Source organism: Xanthomonas pisi DSM 18956, from assembly GCF_001010415.1.
In the GTDB taxonomy this organism is placed as follows: Bacteria; Pseudomonadota; Gammaproteobacteria; order Xanthomonadales; family Xanthomonadaceae; genus Xanthomonas; species Xanthomonas pisi.
The window spans coordinates 48,335-67,084 of sequence record NZ_JPLE01000017.1 but is presented as its reverse complement, the minus strand read 5'-3'; the positions used below and the strand labels follow the sequence as shown (position 1 = coordinate 67,084).

At 66.1% G+C, this 18,750-nt stretch carries 14 protein-coding genes; 3 read left to right on the top strand and 11 right to left on the bottom strand.

From position 1 onward, the window contains the following. Positions 1-14: 14 nt before the first annotated feature. Positions 15-2,894, top strand: a complete 2,880-nt coding sequence (locus tag Y887_RS04995; protein ID WP_046963287.1) for a TonB-dependent receptor — start codon at positions 15-17, stop codon at positions 2,892-2,894. Positions 2,895-3,095: 201 nt separating this feature from the next. On the opposite strand, the gene Y887_RS04990 is transcribed toward Y887_RS04995, so the two are convergent. From Y887_RS04990 to Y887_RS04950, 9 genes are all read right to left on the bottom strand, one after another. Next, on the bottom strand, positions 3,096-4,298 hold the full coding sequence (locus Y887_RS04990) for an FAD-dependent monooxygenase (protein ID WP_046963286.1): 1,203 nt from the start codon (positions 4,296-4,298) through the stop codon (positions 3,096-3,098). Between the two features lie 58 nt (positions 4,299-4,356). Further along, positions 4,357-4,809 (bottom strand): MarR family winged helix-turn-helix transcriptional regulator, encoded by a 453-nt coding sequence (locus Y887_RS04985; RefSeq protein ID WP_046963285.1) that lies wholly within the window; start codon positions 4,807-4,809, stop codon positions 4,357-4,359. A 192-nt stretch (positions 4,810-5,001) separates the two neighbouring features. Beyond that, positions 5,002-6,672, bottom strand: a complete 1,671-nt coding sequence (gene betA, locus Y887_RS04980) for a choline dehydrogenase (RefSeq protein WP_046963284.1) — start codon at positions 6,670-6,672, stop codon at positions 5,002-5,004. 157 nt (positions 6,673-6,829) lie between these two features. Beyond that, positions 6,830-8,302 (bottom strand): betaine-aldehyde dehydrogenase, encoded by a 1,473-nt coding sequence (gene betB / locus Y887_RS04975; protein ID WP_046963283.1) that lies wholly within the window; start codon positions 8,300-8,302, stop codon positions 6,830-6,832. 38 nt (positions 8,303-8,340) lie between these two features. Beyond that, positions 8,341-10,320, bottom strand: a complete 1,980-nt coding sequence (gene betT, locus Y887_RS04970; RefSeq protein WP_046963282.1) for a choline BCCT transporter BetT — start codon at positions 10,318-10,320, stop codon at positions 8,341-8,343. 134 nt (positions 10,321-10,454) lie between these two features. Then, positions 10,455-11,192, bottom strand: a complete 738-nt coding sequence (locus Y887_RS04965; RefSeq protein ID WP_046963281.1) for an endonuclease/exonuclease/phosphatase family protein — start codon at positions 11,190-11,192, stop codon at positions 10,455-10,457. Positions 11,193-11,241: 49 nt separating this feature from the next. Next, the gene (locus Y887_RS04960) at positions 11,242-12,057 is read right to left on the bottom strand and encodes a thiol:disulfide interchange protein DsbA/DsbL (protein ID WP_046963280.1); all 816 of its coding nucleotides are present in this window, start codon (positions 12,055-12,057) and stop codon (positions 11,242-11,244) included. A 91-nt stretch (positions 12,058-12,148) separates the two neighbouring features. Further along, entirely contained in the window at positions 12,149-12,799 is a 651-nt protein-coding gene (locus tag Y887_RS04955; protein ID WP_046963279.1) for a thiol:disulfide interchange protein DsbA/DsbL, read from the bottom strand. A 95-nt stretch (positions 12,800-12,894) separates the two neighbouring features. Further along, positions 12,895-13,683 carry a c-type cytochrome gene (locus tag Y887_RS04950; RefSeq protein WP_046963278.1) on the bottom strand — a complete coding sequence of 263 codons (789 nt, stop codon included), beginning with the start codon at positions 13,681-13,683 and terminating at the stop codon, positions 12,895-12,897. Positions 13,684-13,826: 143 nt separating this feature from the next. Here Y887_RS04950 and yihA point away from each other — a divergent pair, with 143 nt between their 5' ends. Together yihA and Y887_RS04940 are read left to right on the top strand one after the other, a co-directional pair. Beyond that, a complete protein-coding gene (yihA, locus tag Y887_RS04945) occupies positions 13,827-14,450 on the top strand; it encodes a ribosome biogenesis GTP-binding protein YihA/YsxC (protein ID WP_046963277.1) in 624 nt (207 codons plus the stop codon). A gap of 333 nt (positions 14,451-14,783) precedes the next feature. Continuing rightward, positions 14,784-16,148 (top strand): glutamate--cysteine ligase, encoded by a 1,365-nt coding sequence (locus Y887_RS04940; RefSeq protein WP_046963276.1) that lies wholly within the window; start codon positions 14,784-14,786, stop codon positions 16,146-16,148. 274 nt (positions 16,149-16,422) lie between these two features. On the opposite strand, the gene Y887_RS04935 is transcribed toward Y887_RS04940, so the two are convergent. Together Y887_RS04935 and Y887_RS04930 are read right to left on the bottom strand one after the other, a co-directional pair. Beyond that, entirely contained in the window at positions 16,423-17,907 is a 1,485-nt protein-coding gene (locus Y887_RS04935; protein WP_046963275.1) for an ATP-binding protein, read from the bottom strand. Then, positions 17,904-18,623, bottom strand: coding sequence for a response regulator (locus Y887_RS04930; protein WP_104611981.1), 720 nt, complete (start codon positions 18,621-18,623; stop codon positions 17,904-17,906). Before Y887_RS04930 ends, Y887_RS04935 begins: the two co-directional genes overlap by 4 nt. Positions 18,624-18,750: the final 127 nt, after the last annotated feature.

The window sequence follows — 18,750 nt, the reverse complement described above, 5'->3', positions numbered from 1 at the left end:
TGGAGAGAGAAAGGATGAAGCGTCTGATTGCCCCGTCTCGGTCATGCATGGCCGTGCAGCTGTCGTTGTGTCTGATCCCCACGCTGGCCTGGGCGCAACAGCCCGAAGCCGCCCCCGGCACGCGTACGCTCGATAGCGTGCAAGTCACCGGCACCCGCATCAAAACTGCGGAGCTGCAAGGTCAGGTGCCGATCCAGACGCTCAACCGCGCAGATATCGAACGTACCGGCCTGACCTCGATCGGCGAAGTACTGCAGGAACTCACCGCGTCCGGTTCGGCGCTCAATGCCAAGTTCAATTCGTCCGGCAATTTCGGCTTTCCGCCCGACGGCAGCGGCGTGGGTGCGGGTTCGGCGCAGGTGGATCTGCGCCACCTGGGCTCCAAGCGCGTGCTGGTGCTGGTCGATGGCATCCGCTGGGTCAACGAGTCGTCCGCCTCGGGCGTGGGCTCCTCGACCGACCTCAACACCATCCCGCTGGCGATCGTCGAACGCATCGAAGTGCTCGAAGACGGCGCTTCGTCGTTGTACGGCTCCGATGCGATTGCCGGCGTGGTCAACATCATCACCCGGCGCAGCTTCGACGGCGCGCAGGTCACCCTCAACTACGGCCAGTACGGCAAGGGCGATGGTGCCAACCAGGGCGTGGACCTGGCCTGGGGCACCAGCGGCGAGGACTTCAGCCTGTTTCTGGGCGCCAGCTACGTCAAGCAGGACCCGATCTATGCGCGCGACCGTGCGCAGGCGCGCTTTCCGATCCCGGGCACCGGACTGACCTTCGGCAGTTCGGCCACACCGGATGGGCGCTTTCAGTTCGTCGATCCCACGACCGGCGCGCGCCAGAACCTCACGCCCAATGCGGGCGTGGGCACCCCGCAATACGACGGCAGCGCGGGGTGCACACGCAGCGATGACTACCACTGCTTCGGCACCGCAGACCGCTACAACTTCGCCGAGCAGAACCTGCTGCTGACACCGTCCGAGCGCAAGGGCGTGTTTGCGCAATTTCGCTATTACTTCAACGACGACGTGCAGTGGTACGTCAAGGCTTTGGGCAATCGCCGCGAGTCGACCAACCAGGCCGCACCGGAGCCGATCTTTCTCGGCCCCGATGCCGGCACCGGCAATCCGCTCGCTGACAACATCGTGATTTCCGGCTTGAATCCGTTCAATCCGTTCGGCTTCGATCTGAACTCGGCCACCAACCTGATCCAGATCGGCCGGCGTCCGGTGGAGGGCGGGCCGCGTCGCTACGAGCAGCAGGTGGATACGCAGTACGTTGGCACCGGGTTGGTAGGTACGTTCGAAGCGGCCGCGCGCACCTGGTATTGGGACGTCAACGGCATGTACAGCAAGAACAAGGCCGAGCAGACCAACTACGGCAGCTACAACCTGTTCAACATCAATCTGGCCTTGGGCGACCCGGCCGCGTGCGCGGCGGTGGCCGGTTGCGTGCCGCTGGATATCTTCAGCGGCGCGGGAAGCATCACCCCGGACATGTTGCGCTGGATCCAGCCGGTGGTGCGCGACCGCAGCCAGAACGAGTTGAGCCTGTTCACCGCCAACCTCAGCAGCGAATTGTTCCAGCTGCCGGGCGGCGCGGTGTCGTTTGCCAGCGGCTACGAATACCGCAAGTACGAAGGCTCGTATCAGCCCGATCCGCTCACCGTGGCCGGCCGCTACAACGGCGTGCCGTCGTTGCCGACCTCCGGCAGCTACGACGTCAACGAGGCCTATCTCGAGCTCAATATCCCGATCTTCGCCAACTCGCCGTTGGGCGACAAACTCGACCTGAACATCGCCGGCCGCTATTCGGATTACTCCACTTTCGGTGGCGAGTTCACGCCCAAGTACGGTCTGCGCTGGCAGGTCACCGATGAGTTGGTGTTGCGTACCAGCTATGCCGAAGGTTTCCGTGCGCCGACCATCGGCGAGCTGTTCGGTTCGGCGGCGCGCGCCGATCTGCAGCTATCGGATCCGTGCTCGATCGGCCTGGGCGGCACCGCGCCGCGCGGCAGTGCGGCCAACTGCGCCGCACTGGGAGTGCCGGGCGGTTACCAGCAGGCCAACCAGCAGATCTCGGTCACCACCGGCGGCAACGAGCAACTGGATCCGGAGCGCTCGCGCAGCTTCAGCGCCGGCTTTGTGTTCAGCCCGGGCTTTGCCAGCAACGCCAGCTGGTCCGACCGTCTGGACATGGAGGTGACGTTCTATCGCCATCACGTCGATGGCGCGATCCAGGCCATCAACGCGCAGACCCAGCTGGATCTGTGCGTCGATACGCTGGATGCGCTGTATTGCGATGGCATCGGGCGCGCGTCCACCGGCGGCATCAACGCCTTCAACAACCGGCTGACCAACCTGGGCTCGATCAAGACCGATGGGTGGGACGTGGACCTGTTCTGGACGCTGCCGGAAAGCGCATTCGGCCGCTTCAAGCTGTCATGGCAAAACACCTTCGTGGGCCGTTACGAAGCATTGGGCGCGGCCGGGCAGCGGCAGCCGCAGGGGCCGGGGATCGAAGTGGTCGACAGTGCGATTCCCGAGTGGACCAGCAATGCCGTCCTGGATTGGTCGCTGGGCAACTGGACCGCATCGTGGACGGCGCGCCACATCTCCAAGCTCACCGAGCAGTGCGGCGATGCGGTGGAGTTTGCGGTGTGCTCCAACCCGGCCGACGGTACCAATCGGCTGGATGCGATCACCTATCACGATGCACAGGTGGGGTATCGCTTCGACTGGCTCAAGGGCCTGCAACTCAACGCCGGCCTGAACAACGTCTTCGACAAGGATCCACCGATCTGCCTGTCGTGCTCACTCAACGGTTACGACGCCTCGACCTACGACATCCCCGGGGGGCGGTTCTGGTATGTGCGTGCGGATCTGAAGTTCTAGCGGCGCCTGACGCTGCGTGGTTTCTTCGGCAGGAACCACGCAGGCGGCTTGGGTAACCGCGACGCTGCGGAGCGGTCGTCGTCGCAGCGCGCCTGGTCATGGCATGGGATGCGCAGGTGCCGGTTGCCTGGGTATCGCAGCGGTGCGCTTTGGTGCATTCGTTGTCGTTGTCATTGTCGTCGATCGGCGACAACGGCCCTGTCAGCGCGGCTCCACCGGGCGATAGTCTGGCAAGGCGATGCTGTTGGAATCGCGCGCGAAGCTGTTGTTGATGATGCGTCGGACAAGCGGGGTGCCTGCCAGGCGCATTGCGCCGCGCAGCAGCCTCAGCCCGACAGCGGAGTGCGGCCAGAGCAGGCGCGGGACGATCTTGGGGACGTTCTGCCCCTCTTTGACGAACGGACGCATGATCCGTTCGTAGTGCGTAAACGCCTGCGGCGCTGCGCTGGCCTGGGCGAGTTCACCGGCCAGCACATAGCTGCCGACCATCGCCAGCGTCGTGCCGATGCCCGACAGCGATGTGGGGCACCATGCGGCATCGCCGGTCAACACCACCCGGCCGGCGGACCATCGCGGCATGCGCACCTGCCGCAGTACCTCGAAGTAGAAATCGTCGACATCCTTCATCGCGTCGAGAATGCGCGGAAACTCCCAGCCGTCGTTGGCGAATTGCGCTTGCATGTAGCGCCGTTGCCGTTCCAGGCTCCACGCGTTCTCGCCCTCGGGCCGCTTCTGCAGGCCGAGATAGGCGCCCAGCTTGCCGTCCAGCGCGGGTTTCAACGCCGCGCCACGGCCGCCCACCGTGTTGTATTGCCTGGCATACGCACCGTCGTGCGGCAGTCGGGGAATGCTGAAGTAGGCGATGGTCATGTCCATCCAGTACGGCACGTTCTCGCCGGGAAACACCAGTTCACGCGTCTGTGCGCCGACGCCTTCGGCGACCACGACTGCGTCGTAGCGTGCGGAGCGGCCGCTGTGGAAGGTGATGTCGACGCCGTCCTGGTCCTGGGCAAGGTCGCGAATGCTGTCGCCGAAGCGATAGGGCACGCGCTCGCGGGTGGCGTCGTACAGGATGCGCGCAAGGTCGCCGCGCCGGATTTCCAGGTCGGCGGTGGGCCCGCTGTCGGTGTCGGATGCGTCTGCCTTGAAGCGCGCAATGACGCGATTGTCTTCGCCCACCCAATCGGTGCCGAGCTCCTTGGTACTGCGTTCGAATGCACGCGCTTCCAACCCCATGCGGCGCAGCACCTCGCGGGCATTGCCGCGCACGTCGACGTTCTGGCCGCCATCGCGAAAGTCCGGCGCGCGTTCGACGACCTCGACGTCGACGCCGTAGGCGTCAAGCCACCATGCTGCAGTGGTCCCAGCGACGCTTGCGCCGCTGATGAGAATCCGAGGGGACATGATGCCGCTCCTGCAGTGAATGTATATCACGCATGATACTTAAATATCATGCGTGATGCTATTCGCCTGCAACGGATTCCAGGTTGGCGATCAGTCGGCCAAGCAGAACGGTCAGCAGTTCGGCTTCCTCGCTGGAAAATCCCGAGACGCCGACTGCATTGAAGTGAAGCAGGGCCGTGCGCCCGGCGGCGGCGGCGTCTTTGCCAGCATCGGTCAACCGGACAGTGGCGGCGCGTTTGTCGCTGGACATCGCCTCGCGCGCAATCAGCGCCATCGCTTCGAGCTTGTCCAGCAGCGCGGCCATCGCCGGCTGTTTCACTGCGGAGTGGCGCACCAGGTCCCGCTGCAGCATCGGGCCTTTCCACGACAGCAGCAGCAACGGCGCGATGAGCGCTAGGGTCAGCCCGTGTTCGCGCAGGCGGGTGTCGACACTGCGATTGAAGACGCGCGCGGCATGGTTGGCCAGATAGCCGGGTGCGATGGCGGCTTCCGGGTGGATATCCGAGTTCATGCGCAAAGCATATCCCACGTGTGCGAAGCGATGGCCTGCCGCGCCTGGCGGCGCTGTCGCGGGGCGATGCAGCGTCGCCGGCGCGCCCTGGCTAGGGGCATCTTCCGGCAGACAGCGGTGCCTGGCGTCGCTTCGCGGCGAGTGCATGAGGCGTCGTTGCGCCACACGCATCCGCACAGCGTCGGCCGAGCGTTACCGACGCACCGGCGCGTCGCCGGCGATGTAGTAATCGGCGGTGCTGCGCGGCAGCGGCGTGCGACCCCGCATGCGGTCGGCGATCTTCTCGGCAATCATGATGGTGGTGGCGTTGAGGTTGCCGGTGATGATGCGCGGCATGATCGAGGCGTCGATGACGCGCAGGCCTTCCATGCCGTGCACGCGGCCTTGTCCATCCACCACGGCCATGTCATCGGTGCCCATCGCACACGAGCACGACGGGTGATACGCGGTTTCTGCACGCGAGCGGACGAACGCGTCCAGCTCGGCGTCGGTCTTGCAATCGGCGCTGGGGCTGATCTCTCGCCCGCGGTAGGCATCGAGTGCGGGCTGCGCGATGATCTCGCGCGTGATGCGGATTGCGTCGCGAAATTCCTGCCAGTCCTGATCGGTGGACTGGTAGTTGAAGAGGATGGACGGATGCTGGCGCGGGTCGCGCGAGGCGGCATGCACGCGCCCGCGGCTGGGCGTGCGCATCGAGCCGACATGTGCCTGAAACCCATGTTCTTTCACGGCATTGCTGCCGTTGTAGTTGATCGCCACCGGCAGGAAGTGGTACTGGATGTTGGGCCAGTCGAACTCATCGCGCGTGCGGATAAAGCCGCCGGCTTCGAACTGGTTGCTGGCGCCGGTGCCGGTGCCGGCGAACAGCCACTCGGCGCCAATTGCAGGCTGGTTCCACCATTGCAGCGCCGGGTACAACGAGACCGGCTTGGTGCACGCGTACTGGATGTAGACCTCCAGATGATCCTGCAGATTCTGGCCGACGCCGGGCAGGTCGTGGACCAGTTGGACGTCGAGTGCACGCAGCAGATCGGGCGCGCCGACACCGGAGCGCTGCAACAGCTGCGGTGAGGCGATGGCGCCCGCACACACCAGCACTTCGCGGCGCGCATGCGCATCGATGCCCTCGCTGCTGTTGCCGACCAGGTAATGCACGCCGATCGCGCGCTTGCCGGCAAACAGGATGCGGTCCGTGGTTGCATGGGTGACGATCTGCAAGCCATCGCGCGGCTTGGCCATGTCCAGATAGCCGCGTGCGGTACTGGCGCGGCGCCCGCGCGGGGTCACGGTGCGGTCCATCGGCCCGAAGCCTTCCTGCTGATAGCCGTTGAGATCGTCGGTGCGCGGGTAGCCGGCCTGCACGCCGGCATCGACCATGGCATGGAACAGCACGTTGTTGTCGTTCTTGGGCGTCGCCACGCTCACCGGGCCTTCGCCGCCGTGGTAGTCGTTGGCGCCGATGTCGCGCGTCTCGGCCTTGCGGAAGTACGGCAGCACATCGCGGTAGCTCCAGTCCTCCAGCCCCGGGCGTTTGGCCCAGTGATCGAAATCGAGCGCGTTGCCGCGGATGTAGCACATGCCGTTGATCAACGACGAGCCGCCCAGGCCCTTGCCGCGCCCGCACTCCATGCGCCGATTGTCCATGTGCGGCTCCGGTTCTGTTTCATAGGCCCAGTTGTAGCGGCGGCCCTGCAACGGGAATGCCAGCGCGGCTGGCATCTGGGTGCGGAAGTCCAGCCGGTAGTCCGGCCCGCCCGCTTCCAGCAGCAACACGGTGACGCCCGGATCTTCGGTCAGGCGCGCGGCCAGCACGTTGCCTGCCGAACCGGCGCCGATGATGATGTAGTCGTATTCGCGTTGCATGGTGGTCTCCTGTTGCGGTGCCGGCTTGAAGCGGCGTTCAAAACGATTGCGCAGTGGGCATTGATGCCGGTGCTCGAAGCGGCAGCGCTACCGCACACTGCAGCGTCTGCACGCCGCCGACATTGCTGGCGACGGTGTGCCAGGTGTTGCCAGTCGCTCAGAACACCGAGGCGTAGCGTTCCAGTTCGACCTGGACCGACTTGGTGCGGGTATAGGCCTGCAGGGTGGCCAAGCCGTTTTCGCGGCCCACGCCGGACTGCTTGTAACCGCCCACCGGCATCGGTGCGGGCGACTCGCCCCAGGTGTTGATCCAGCAGATGCCTGCTTCCAGGCGGTGGATCAGCCGATGCGCACGCGCCAGATCGGGCGTGACCACACCGGCGGCCAATCCGTAGGTGGTGGCATTGGCGCGCGTCACCGCTTCGTCTTCGTCGTCATAGGGGAGCAGGCTCAGCACTGGCCCGAAGATTTCCTCGCGGACGATGGTCATCACGTCGCTGCAATCGCTGAAGATGGTCGGTGCCACGTAGCAACCTTGCGCCAGCGCGCCATCGCGCAGGCGCTCGCCGCCGCACAGCAGGCGCGCGCCCTCGGCCTTGCCTTGTTCGATGTAGTCCAGCACGCGCTGCATGTGCGCGGCGCTGACCATCGGGCCGAAGGTGGTGCGTTCATCGAGCGGGTCGCCGATATGGATGCGTTGCACGCGTGCCAGCAGCCGCGCTTCGAAAGCGGTGCGCAGCGCGCGCGGCACGAACACGCGAGTGCCATTGGTGCACACCTGGCCGGAGCTGTAGAAGTTGGCCATCATCGCGATGTCCGCGGCCAGGTCCAGGTCGGCGTCGGCGCAGACGATCAGCGGGGATTTGCCGCCCAGCTCCATGGTCACGTCTTTCAATGACGAACTCGATGCGCTGGCCATCACCTTGCGTCCGGTGGCGGTGCCTCCGGTGAAGCTGATCTTTTCGATCTGCGGATGTTCGGTGAGCGCGGTACCCACGCTGGCGCCATCGCCGGGCAGTACGTTGAACACACCATCGGGCAGGCCGGCTTCGGTGAACAGTTCCGCCAGCTTGAGTGCGGTGAGCGGAGTGACTTCGCTGGGCTTGAAGATCATCGCGTTGCCCGCGGCCAGTGCCGGTGCGGCCTTCCAGAGCGCGATCTGGATCGGGTAATTCCACGCGCCGATGGCGCCGACCACGCCCAGCGGTTCGTGCCGGGTATAGAAGAAGCTCCCTTCGCGCAAGGGTACCTGCGCGCCTTGCAGCGCCTGCGACACGCCGGCGTAATACTCCAGCACGTCGGCACCGGTGACGATGTCCACGCTGCGGGTTTCGCTCAACGGCTTGCCGGTGTTGAGCGTCTCCAGCTCGGCCAGCGCATCGTTGCGCTCGCGCAGCAACGCGACCGCACGTAGCAGGATGCGCGAGCGCTCCACCGTCGTCAGCGCGGCCCACACGCGTTGGCCGGCCTTGGCGCTATCGACCGCAGCGTCCAGGTCGTCGGCGCCAGCGTTGTGCACGTTGGCCAGCACCTCGCCGGTAGCGGGGTTGGTGACTTCGAATGTGTGGCCGCCGCGGGCGGGAACATAACGGCCGCCGATGTACAGCAGCTGGTCGGGAAAACGTGGCATGACTAACCTCCTTGGGACGGTCGCCGCAGCGACGCAGCTCAGCGCGTGAGGTGCAGAAACTGCAGGTGACGCTCGTATTGATCGATGATGTCGTTGATGATCTGTTCGCGGCTGTAGCCAACCAGGTCGTAGTCCTGGCTGCCTTCGTACAGATAGACTTCGGCGCGGTAATACCGTTGGTTGCGGAAGCGTTGCGCCACGAACGACGGGGTGAGATACCCACGCATCACCACCTGGTAGCGGAAGCCTTGCTGTTCGCCGTGATCGACGCTGATTTCCATGTCGCCGTCGTCGATCCGGCTGCTGACCTTCCAGCCTTCTTCCTGCAGCTGCGCGGTCACCGCTTCGATCGCCGGGCGCACCTGGTCGTGCATGAAGCGGTAGACCTCGTCGCGCGCCGGGAAGTGCATCGCCTGGCCAAGCCGCTGGCGCCAGCCGCCGTGATGACGCGATTGCCCGATCAACGGACTGGGGCTGTAGAGCTGTGCGCGCTTGCGCTGCGATTCCTCGCTCAGCGCGCGCGACAGACCCCACGCCATCAGCAGCAACACCGCGGAAAACGGCAGCGATGCCAGCACCACCGCCGATTTCAGCGCGTCCATGCTGCCGGCCAGCAATAAACCTGCAGTGACCACGGCGGTGAGTACGCCCCAGAACACGCGCAGCCAGCGCGGGCCGTCGTCGTGCGGCTCGCCGCCGTGCGAGGACAGCGTGGACAGCACCACGGTGCCGGAATCGGCTGAGGTGACAAAGAACACGAAGCTGATTACCACCGTCACCGTGATCACCGTGCGGCTCCACGGATAGCTTTGCAGCAGCGAGTACAGCACTGTCTGTGGCGCATCGATGGCCTGTTGCGCCAACGCGCCCTGGCCATGATGAAGCAACTGATCCAGCGCGCTGTTGCCGAAGATCGACAGCCACGCCAGGGTGAAACCGAGCGGTATCAGCAACACGCCCAGCACGAATTCGCGAATGGTGCGGCCGCGCGAAATGCGCGCGATGAACAGACCGACGAACGGCGCCCAGCCGATCCACCACGCCCAGTAGAACACCGTCCAGTTGCCCAGCCAGTCGGCACGTCCGCCATAGGCGTAGACGTCGAAACTCTTGCCGACCACGCTGCCCAGGTAGTCGCCCAGGTTCTGCATCAGGGCATTGAGCAGATACTGCGTCGGACCGGCAAACAGCATGAACAGCAGCAGCGCGATCGCCAGCAACATATTGATGTCCGACATCCAGCGCACGCCCTTTTCCACGCCCGATACCGCCACCACGATGGCTGCGCCCATCATCGCCACGATCAACGCGACCTGCACCCAGTGCGTATGCGGCACATCGAACAAGGTGCTCAGCCCGGCATTGAGATGCAGCACGCCAAAGCCCATGTCCGCGCCGATGCCGAACACCGTGGCCACGATGCCCAGCGCATCCACGGTATAGCCGATCGGCCCATTGATGCGCTTGCCGATCAGCGGATACAGCGCCGAGCGCAGGGCCAACGGCAGGTTATGACGGAAGGCGAAGTACGCCAGCGCCATCGCCGCCAACGCGAACACGCCCCAGCCGTGCAGGCCCCAATGCAGGAACAGCAACTGCATCGCCTGTCGTGCCGACGCTTCGCCGCTGCCGGTGCCGCCTTGTGGCGGCTGCAGGTAATGGGTGAGCGGTTCGGAGACGCAGAAGAAGAAGAGCGTGATGCTGATGCCGGCGGCGAACAACATGCCGGCCCAGGAGAGATAGCTGAATTCCGGTTCGTCGTGATCGGCGCCGAGCTTGATGTTGCCGTAGCTGGACAACGCCACGCCGAGCACGAACACCAGATACACCGTCATTGCCAGCAGGTAGTACCAACCGACGTTGCGCGAGGCCCAGGTCTGCGCATCCAGCAACACGCGGCCGGCGTCCAGCGGAAACAGCGCAACCAGCAAGGCGAATGTGCACACCACCGTCGCCGCCAGCAAGAACACCGGCCGCAAGGTGCGCACCGGCAACGGCTGCGGCTCGACTGCACTCATACCGACGCACTCATACGCTGCGTATCACGTGACGTGCTCCCAACGAAAAACCGCCTGCGTTATCGCACAGGCGGTGTCTAGGGGGTGTGGTCGGTCGAGTTCGCCAGTGCGAACCCGTCGGCACTTTGCGTGCGCTAGCGCAGCAACTGCAGCGGAACGCGGATATCCATGCCGACTGCCAGGTGATCGGAGAACGCGGCAGGAATCGCTTCGGTGTGCTCGATCGCCAGGCTGTCGCTGACCAGGATATGGTCGATCGCCCGGTCCGGGCGCCAGCTCGGGAAGGTGTGCACCACGCAGCTCGGTGGCTGCAATCGCGTATGCCGATACAACGCCTGCATTTCCGGCCGGTCGGCCACGCAGTTGAAGTCGCCCATCAGCATCGCGTTGGGATGCTCGGAGAGCAGCTCGGCGATGAAGGCCAACTGGGACATGCGCGAATTGGCGCCCAGCGACAGATGCGCCACCGCCACCGCCAGCCCGTCGCGACCCTGCCCGAACTTGGCCAGCAGGATGCCGCGTCCGCCGATGCGGCCGGGCAGGGCGTGGTCCTGGACTTCCAGCGGTTCCAGCTTGCTCAGCAAGCCGTTGGCGCTGGAGGCCACCCCGCCCATGCGGCGGTTGGGTTGGTGGCTCCAGTAGTGGAAACCGGCACGTTCGGCCAGATAGTGGGTCTGGTTGGTAAAGCCCGAGCGCAGGCTGCCCGGGTCGGCCTCCTGCAGGCCGACGATGTCGCGGTCGCCGGCCAGCTTGGCGATGCTGTCCAGGCTGGTGCGCTTTGCGCCTAGCGGCAATGCATGCGACCAGCTGCGGGTCACGTAATCGCTGTAACGGCGGGTGCTGGAGCCGGCCTGGATATTGGCGGTCAGCACCCGCAGGGTGCGCGAGTCCGAAGCGTTCACGATGCGGCGGTCGCCCGGCTCATTTGGCCAGGGTGGCGCGTTCGCGCGCGATCAGGTGATCGGCGATGCGCAGCATGTCCGGGAAGCTCTTGCCCTTGACCAGGTACTTGCCGTTGACGATCAGCGACGGCGTGCCGGTGATCTGGCTACGGGTGGCGAACTGCTTGGCGCGGTTGGTCTTGGCCGAGACGCCGAAGCTGCTCATGGTGTCGATGAAGGTCTTCTGGTCCACGCCGTACTTGGCGTAGAAGGCAGCGATGTCCTGCACCGAATCCTTGCCGCGCTCGCCCTTGAGGGTCTGGTCGACGTGGATGGCCTTGTACAGCGCTTCGTGGGTCTTTTCCTGCACGCCCAGGGTCTCGGCGGCATAGAAGGCACGCGCATAGTCATCCCAGGGGCCGCCGAACATCGCCGGCACGTAGACGAAATGCACGTCCGACGGCAGGCCGGCCTTCCACGGACCGACCAGCGGCTGGAACGCGTTGCAGGCGGGGCAGACATAGCCAAAGATCTCGGCCACTTCGATCTTGCCGGCGGCCTGCTGGTACGGCTGGCCTGCCGGGATATCTACATAGTCGGTGCCGGCAACCGGCTCGGGGCCGTTCGGTGCGCGCGGAGCGGCGCTGGGCGCGGCAGCGGGCGCGGTGCTGGCGCTCTCGCCAACCGCAGGCGGTGCGGCGGGGTCGGCAGCCGGTGTGGCAGCGGCCGGAGCAGGCGCCGCTTCGGCAGCCGGCGTGGTGGCGGCAGGTGCGGTGTCGGACGAGCCGTCCTGGGCCTTGCAGGCGACCAGGATCGGCAGCAGCGCCATCAGCGTCAGGGCGAAGCGGGTCTTCATCGGATTGGATCTCCAGCGTGGGGCGAGGAAAGGGCCGGACGGCCGCGGGGCGCATGATGCCACGGGCGGCCGTCGGTGGCGGTTACGCGGTTCAGCGCTTGGCAGGCGCGGCGTGCTCGCGGGCGATCAGGTAGTCGGCCACGCGCAGCATGTCCGGGTAGTTGCGCGCGCCGATCAGGTAACGCCCGTTGACGATGATCGCCGGGGTGCCGGGCAGCTTGCTGCGCTGTGCAAACTCGCGCGCCGCCTTGAGCCTGGCGTCCACCGCCTCGCTCTTGAACGTGTCGACGAAGCGCTGCTGCGGTACGCCGTAGTCGGCATAGAACGCAGCCAGTTCTTCCGGCGCCACGTTCTGGGTCGGCACGCTCTGCTTTTCGTGGATGGCATCGAACATGGCGCGGTGACTGCGCTTGGCCACGCCGAGGATGTCGGCGGCGAAGTAAGCACGCGCAAACGCATCCCAGAACCCGCCAAAGGCCGCCGGCACCGGGGTGAAGCGCACGTAGGACGGCTGCTTGGCCGCCCAGGCTTCCAGCGTCGGCTCGAAGTGCGCGCAATGCGGGCAGGTGTAGCCGAACACTTCCACCACTTCGACCTTGCCGGCCAGTGGCGCGTACGGCTGGCCCCCGTCGATCAGGGTGTAGTCCTCGCCTTCGACCGGCGGCGCCGCCTTGTCGGCGGCGCAGGCCGAAAGTGGCACCAGGATCAACAACAGCAGGGACAGGCGGGAAAGCAGATTCATGCAGGCTCCGTGGGGGATGAGAGAGGGGTCGGGAAACGACGACGCCGGTCGCGGGACCGGCGTCGTGACACGGTGGGGCGGGTGGGCGCCTCAGCTCATGAGCGCGCCGGTGTCCCGGCAGGCGTCTGTGCAGCGGCGGCATCGTCGGCGCGATCGTGCAGACCTTGCAGATAGCTCGACAACGCCTGGATCTCCTGCTCGCTCAGCGGGCGTGCCACCTGCGCCATGATATTGAACAGCGCCGGATTGCGCTCCTGGGTGGTGCCGGCCTGGTACTCCTTCAGGCGCCGCGCGACGTAGTCGGCATGCTGGCCGCCCAGGCGCGGATACGCCGGGCCAGGATTGCCGCCACCGGACGGGCCGTGGCACGCCATGCAGGCCGGCACGCCACGCGCGATGTCGCCACCGCGGTAGAGCTTTTCGCCGACCTCGTAGAACTTCATGCCTTGATAAGGCCCTTCGGCGATCACGGCATCGTCGGCGACCCCGGCCGATGCCTTCTGGGTAGCGAAGTAGGCGCCCAGATCGCGCATGTCCTGCGCGGTGAGGTCCTTGACGAAGGGGACCATCACCGCCGACATCCCGGTATTGCGCTCGCCGCTGGCGATCAAGGCCACCTGATGCGCAACGTAGCGCTCGGTTTGCCCGGCGATGCGCGGGTACATCGCCACCGCCGGATTGCCGTCCGGGCCGTGGCAGGCCGCGCAGGCGGCCGCCTTGGCCTGGCCGGCCTTGGCATCGCCCCAGGTGGTCTTGGCCAGATCCACCTCCAGCGGCGCAACCCGCACGGGCGGTGGATCGGGGATCGGCGTGACCGCCGATTGCGCAAACGCCACGGCGGCAACGACCGGCACGGCGAGGACTAGCACACGAGCATGGCGCATCAGCTAAAGCTCCGTATGGACCCGGCCCGCGCGCGTTGGGTGCTGGCAGTGGCAGGCGTGCTTCGATTATCGACACGCCTTTGCGCCAGGGTCAACGAACAGTGCAGCAAAACCGTCGGGCCCGAACGTGCGATCCTAGCGGGATGTCGCTCCTTATCGAACAAGCCCGCTACCACCTGTCCGCCCACAACGCCCGGCAATTGCCCGACGATGGCGGCTACGAGGTGGCCTTCGCCGGCCGCTCCAACGCCGGAAAATCCAGCGCACTCAATGCGCTGACCCGCCAGAATTCGCTTGCGCGCGTCTCCAAGACCCCTGGCCGCACCCAGCAGCTGGTGTTCTTCCAGATCCAGCCCGAGCGCTATCTGGTGGATCTGCCCGGTTACGGTTACGCCAAGGTGCCGCAGGACCTGCAGGCGCATTGGCAGGCCTTCATCGACCGCTATTTCCGCACCCGCGAGGCGCTGCGCGGCCTGGTGGTGGTGATGGACATCCGCCATCCGCTCAAGGATTACGACCTGCAGATGCTCGGCTATGCCGCCGAACGCGGCCTGCCCGCGCACGGCTTGCTGACCAAGGCCGACAAGCTCGGCCGTGGCCAGCAGATGCAGACCCTGCAAAAGGTCAAGAAGGAAGTGACCTCGCGCTTCGGCGACAGCGTGACCGTGCAGACCTACTCCGGCGAATCGCGCCAGGGCGTGGACGAATTGCGCGGCATCGTCGGCGGTTGGCTGGGCCTGGACGTCGTGGCGCCTGCCGCGGAGTGAGGCCTGGCGGCTGCGATGGCCGCTGCCCTTTGATGCGATGCAAGACGGCGAGCCAGTGCTCGCCGTCTCCTGCGTGCCGTCCGCACGGTCCCGTCGGCAGCCGGGATCGGCGGGCGCAGCGGTTGCGGCCGGCTATTGCAACAGACACGGCGGCGGATGCGCCGACCGCAGCGATGCGCACGGCGGCCCATCCTGCGGCGTGCGCATGGATGGAAATCTCAGACCCGGCCGATAGCGGCAATTCTGGCATGCCCTACGGGTATAGTGCGGGCCTTGCGGTGGCTGGGGAGTATCCCCACATCGTCCCACCCCCTCACGTTTGCGAGCCTGCCCTTGTCGAGTCCCAGCCACGTTGCCGAAACGCCGATCACCGAACGCGCGGAACTGGTCCAGGTCCTCGCCTCCGGCGAGAAGCCCAGCGCGGACTGGCGGATCGGGACCGAGCACGAAAAGTTCGGCTTCCAGCTCGACGACCTGCGCGCCCCCACCTTCGAAGGCGAGCGTGGCATCCAGGCGCTGCTGACCGGGTTGACCCGTTTCGGCTGGGAACCGGTGCAGGAAAACGGCCACACCATCGCGCTGCTGCGCGATGGCGCCTCGGTGACGCTGGAGCCGGCCGGCCAGCTGGAACTGTCAGGCGCAGCGGTACAAACCCTGCATGACACCTGCGTGGAAACCGGCACCCATCTGGACGAAGTGGCGCAGGTGGCCGGCGAGTTGCAGCTGGGGTTCCTGGGCATGGGTTTCCAGCCCAAGTGGCGCCGCGACCAGATGCCGTGGATGCCCAAGGGCCGCTACCAGATCATGAAGAACTACATGCCCAAGGTCGGCTCGCTCGGCCTGGACATGATGACGCGTACCTGCACGGTGCAGGTCAATCTGGATTACGCCACCGAAGCGGACATGGTGCAGAAGTTCCGCGTGTCGCTGGCATTGCAACCGATCGCCACCGCCCTGTTTGCCGATTCGCCGTTCACCGAGGGCAAGCCCAACGGCTACCTGAGCTATCGCTCGCACATCTGGACCGACACCGACGCCGATCGCACCGGCATGCTGGATTTCGTGTTCGAGGACGGCTTCGGCTACGAGCGCTACGTCGATTATCTGCTCGATGTGCCGATGTATTTCTCGTATCGCAACGGCGTCTATGTCGATGCCAGCGGGCAGAGCTTCCGCGATTTCATGCAGGGCAGGCTGCCGGCCTTGCCGGGTGCGTTGCCGACGCTGCGCGACTGGTCGGACCACATGACCACCGCATTCCCGGAAGTGCGCCTGAAGAAATACCTGGAAATGCGTGGCGCCGATGCCGGCCCGTGGAATCGCCTGTGCGCGTTGTCGGCGTTCTGGGTCGGCCTGCTGTACGACCAGACCGCGCTCGATGCGGCCTGGGACCTGGTCAAGGATTTCAGCCCGACCGAACGCCACGCCTTGCGTGACGGCGTGCCCAAGCATGCGCTGGGCTTGCCGTTCCGTCACGGCACCGTGCGCGACCTGGCGGTGGAAGCGGTCAACATCGCCCGCGAAGGCCTGCGCCGGCGCGCACGCTTGAATGGCGATGGTCAGGACGAAACCGGCTTTGTCGATGTGATCGCCGAGATCGCCGAGAGCGGCGTCACCGCCGCCGAGCGCAAGCTGGCGCTGTATCACGGCGCATGGAAGGGCGATATCGACCGCGTGTTCCGCGAGTTTGCGTACTGAGTCATGCTGTCCGGTCGAATGCGCCGCGGTGCGGCGCGTCGTGCTGTGTGCCTGCGCGAGCGATGCGCTGTCGGTGGTGCATCCTTGCTTGCGCGGCTTCCGCACTGCTTGATGCGCATGGTCGCCGGCATGCTCGGCGTCGTTTGCCGGCGAGCGCGTTGCCGACACCGGATCGGCGCGATGGCCAGGTGCTGAACTGTTTCGCCGCAACCGCTGCGACGATGCCGCTGCAGGTCTTGCGTCCCTATCCGGTGCGGCCGGCTGCGGTCTGCCGTCAGCGCCGCTCCGGCATGCAGGGCAGGCGCACTGTCACGCGCAGCCCGCCCTGGGCGCGATTGTCCAGGCGCAAGTCGCCGCCGTGCGCCAGCACGATGCTATGCGCCACCGACAAGCCCAGGCCGATGCCGCCGGTGCCACGGTTGCGCGAGGACTCGCCACGCACGAACGGCAGCAGCAGTTGTTCGCGCTGGGTAGGGTCGATGCCGGGGCCGTCGTCGTCGATCCACAGCACGCCATCCTCGCCATCACGGGTGAGCTGCAGGCGCGCGCACTTGCCGTATTTCAAGGCGTTTTCGAGCAGGTTCATCACGGCCCGGCGCAATGCCAGCGGGTCGCCATCCAGGGTGATGGTCGGGCCGGGCAGCAGCACGGCGTCGGCGCCGATATCGGTGGCGTTGTCGACCACGCTCTCCACCAGCAGGCGCAGGTCCAGCGGCGCGCGTTCGCCGCGATGGCGATCGTTCTGGATGAAATCCAGTGCCGCAGAAATCATCGCCTTCATCTCGTCGATATCGGCCAGCGCCTTGTCGCGCAACGGCGGTTGCAGGTCGTCCAGTCGAAACGACAGCCGCGCCAGCGGTGTGCGCAGGTCGTGTGCGATCGCCGCCACCATGTGGGTGCGCTCGTTGATCAGCCGGTTCAGGCGCGCCTGCATCGCATTGAACGAATCGGCGGCGCGGACGATTTCCGGCGGGCCGCTGCGTTGCAGCGCGGCGGCGTGAGGATTGCGGCCCAGCCGGTCGGCGGCTTCGGCAAAACGCTTGATCGGGGCCGACAAGGCTCGCGAGAACCACCAGGCCAGCGGCACGTTGGCGAGCAGTCCGGCCAGGAACAGCAGCACGATATGGGTCTTGAATTCGGCCGACAGCCGCCGCCGCGGCGATTCCACCGTACGCCAGCGGCCATCGGGTTGCTGCAGTGCGGCGGTGAAGCCATCCAGCAACGGTACCCCGGGGGTCAGGCGTTCGCTTTCCCAGTCGTCGGGCGCCTGGTCCGGGCGTCGCCCGTTGCCGAACGGCGGGTCGCCGGCTTTGCGGCCGGACACCCATACGGGCGACATCCGTTGCCGGCCGTCGCTGCCTGCAGCATCGGTGGCGTGCGGCTGGCCGGGCAGATGCCGCGGTCGGTCGACGGCCAGTTGCGGGCTTTCGCGGTCGTCGGCACTGCGATAGAAGCGTACGCGCTGCGCGTCCACGTCCAGCCAGTGCGCCAGCAGCATCTCGGCGAAGGCGTCGCGGACCTGGCCGGGCGGTGCGGACGGCGGCTGCGCGCCGTCGTGCACCTTCAGGGTCTGGGTGCCGGCGGGCATGCGCGTGGACAGCAGCGCCACCACTTCCGGCGGGTGCACCGGCGGCTCGTAGACAGGCGTGCGCATCACCAGCAGGGCGATGCCGATGGCCTGGGCGGTGAGCAGGGCCACCGCCAGCAGGACGAACGTGCGGGCAAAGATCGACAGCCCGCGACGTGCCGGTTTGCTCACAGACGCGAGACGCCCGGCAGCAGCATGTAGCCTTCGTTGCGTACGGTGCGAATCAACTCGGTATGGACGCGCTCGTTGATCTTGCGGCGCAGGCGGCTGATCTGGCTGTCGATGGCACGGTCGTAGACGTCGGTATCGCGGCCGCGCGCATAGTCCAGCAACTGGTCGCGGCTGAGCACCCGCTGCGGATGCTCGACGAAGGTGCGCAGCAACGCGAACTCGCCGTCGGAGAGGTTGATGAAGATGCCGGTCGGGTCGCGCAGGTCGCGGCGCACCACGTCCAGTCGCCAGCCGGCGAATTCGTAGACGTTTCCGCGCTGATCGGCCTGCTCGTTGCTGGCCTGGCTGCGGCGCAGCAGGGCGCGTACCCGCGCCAGCAGTTCGCGCGGGTTGCAGGGCTTGGCCAGGTAGTCGTCGGCACCCACTTCCAGGCCGATGATGCGGTCGGTATCGTTGCCCAGCGCACTGAGCATGATGACCGCCGGCGAACCGCGTTCGCTGGCCAGGGCACGTGCGGCGCTCAGCCCATCTTCTCCCGGCATCATCACGTCGAGTACGATGAGGTCCGGGCGGCGCTGCGCCATGCGTGTGCGCATGTCCGCCACGTTTTCGGCAACGTCGACTTGGTAACCGTGGGCGCTCAGAAATTCGCCGATGAGCTTGCGCAGGTCCGGGTCGTCGTCGACCACAAGAACGCAGGGTTGTTGCATATCCATGGAGGTCATCGTCGGTGGCGCGGTGTTTGGGCCGCGCAGGGTGGTGGCTACCGGATACATGGTGCTCGCAGGTGCAAGGCTGGAACACCCATCATAATGATCAAATTTGTCAATTATTGGCACATGT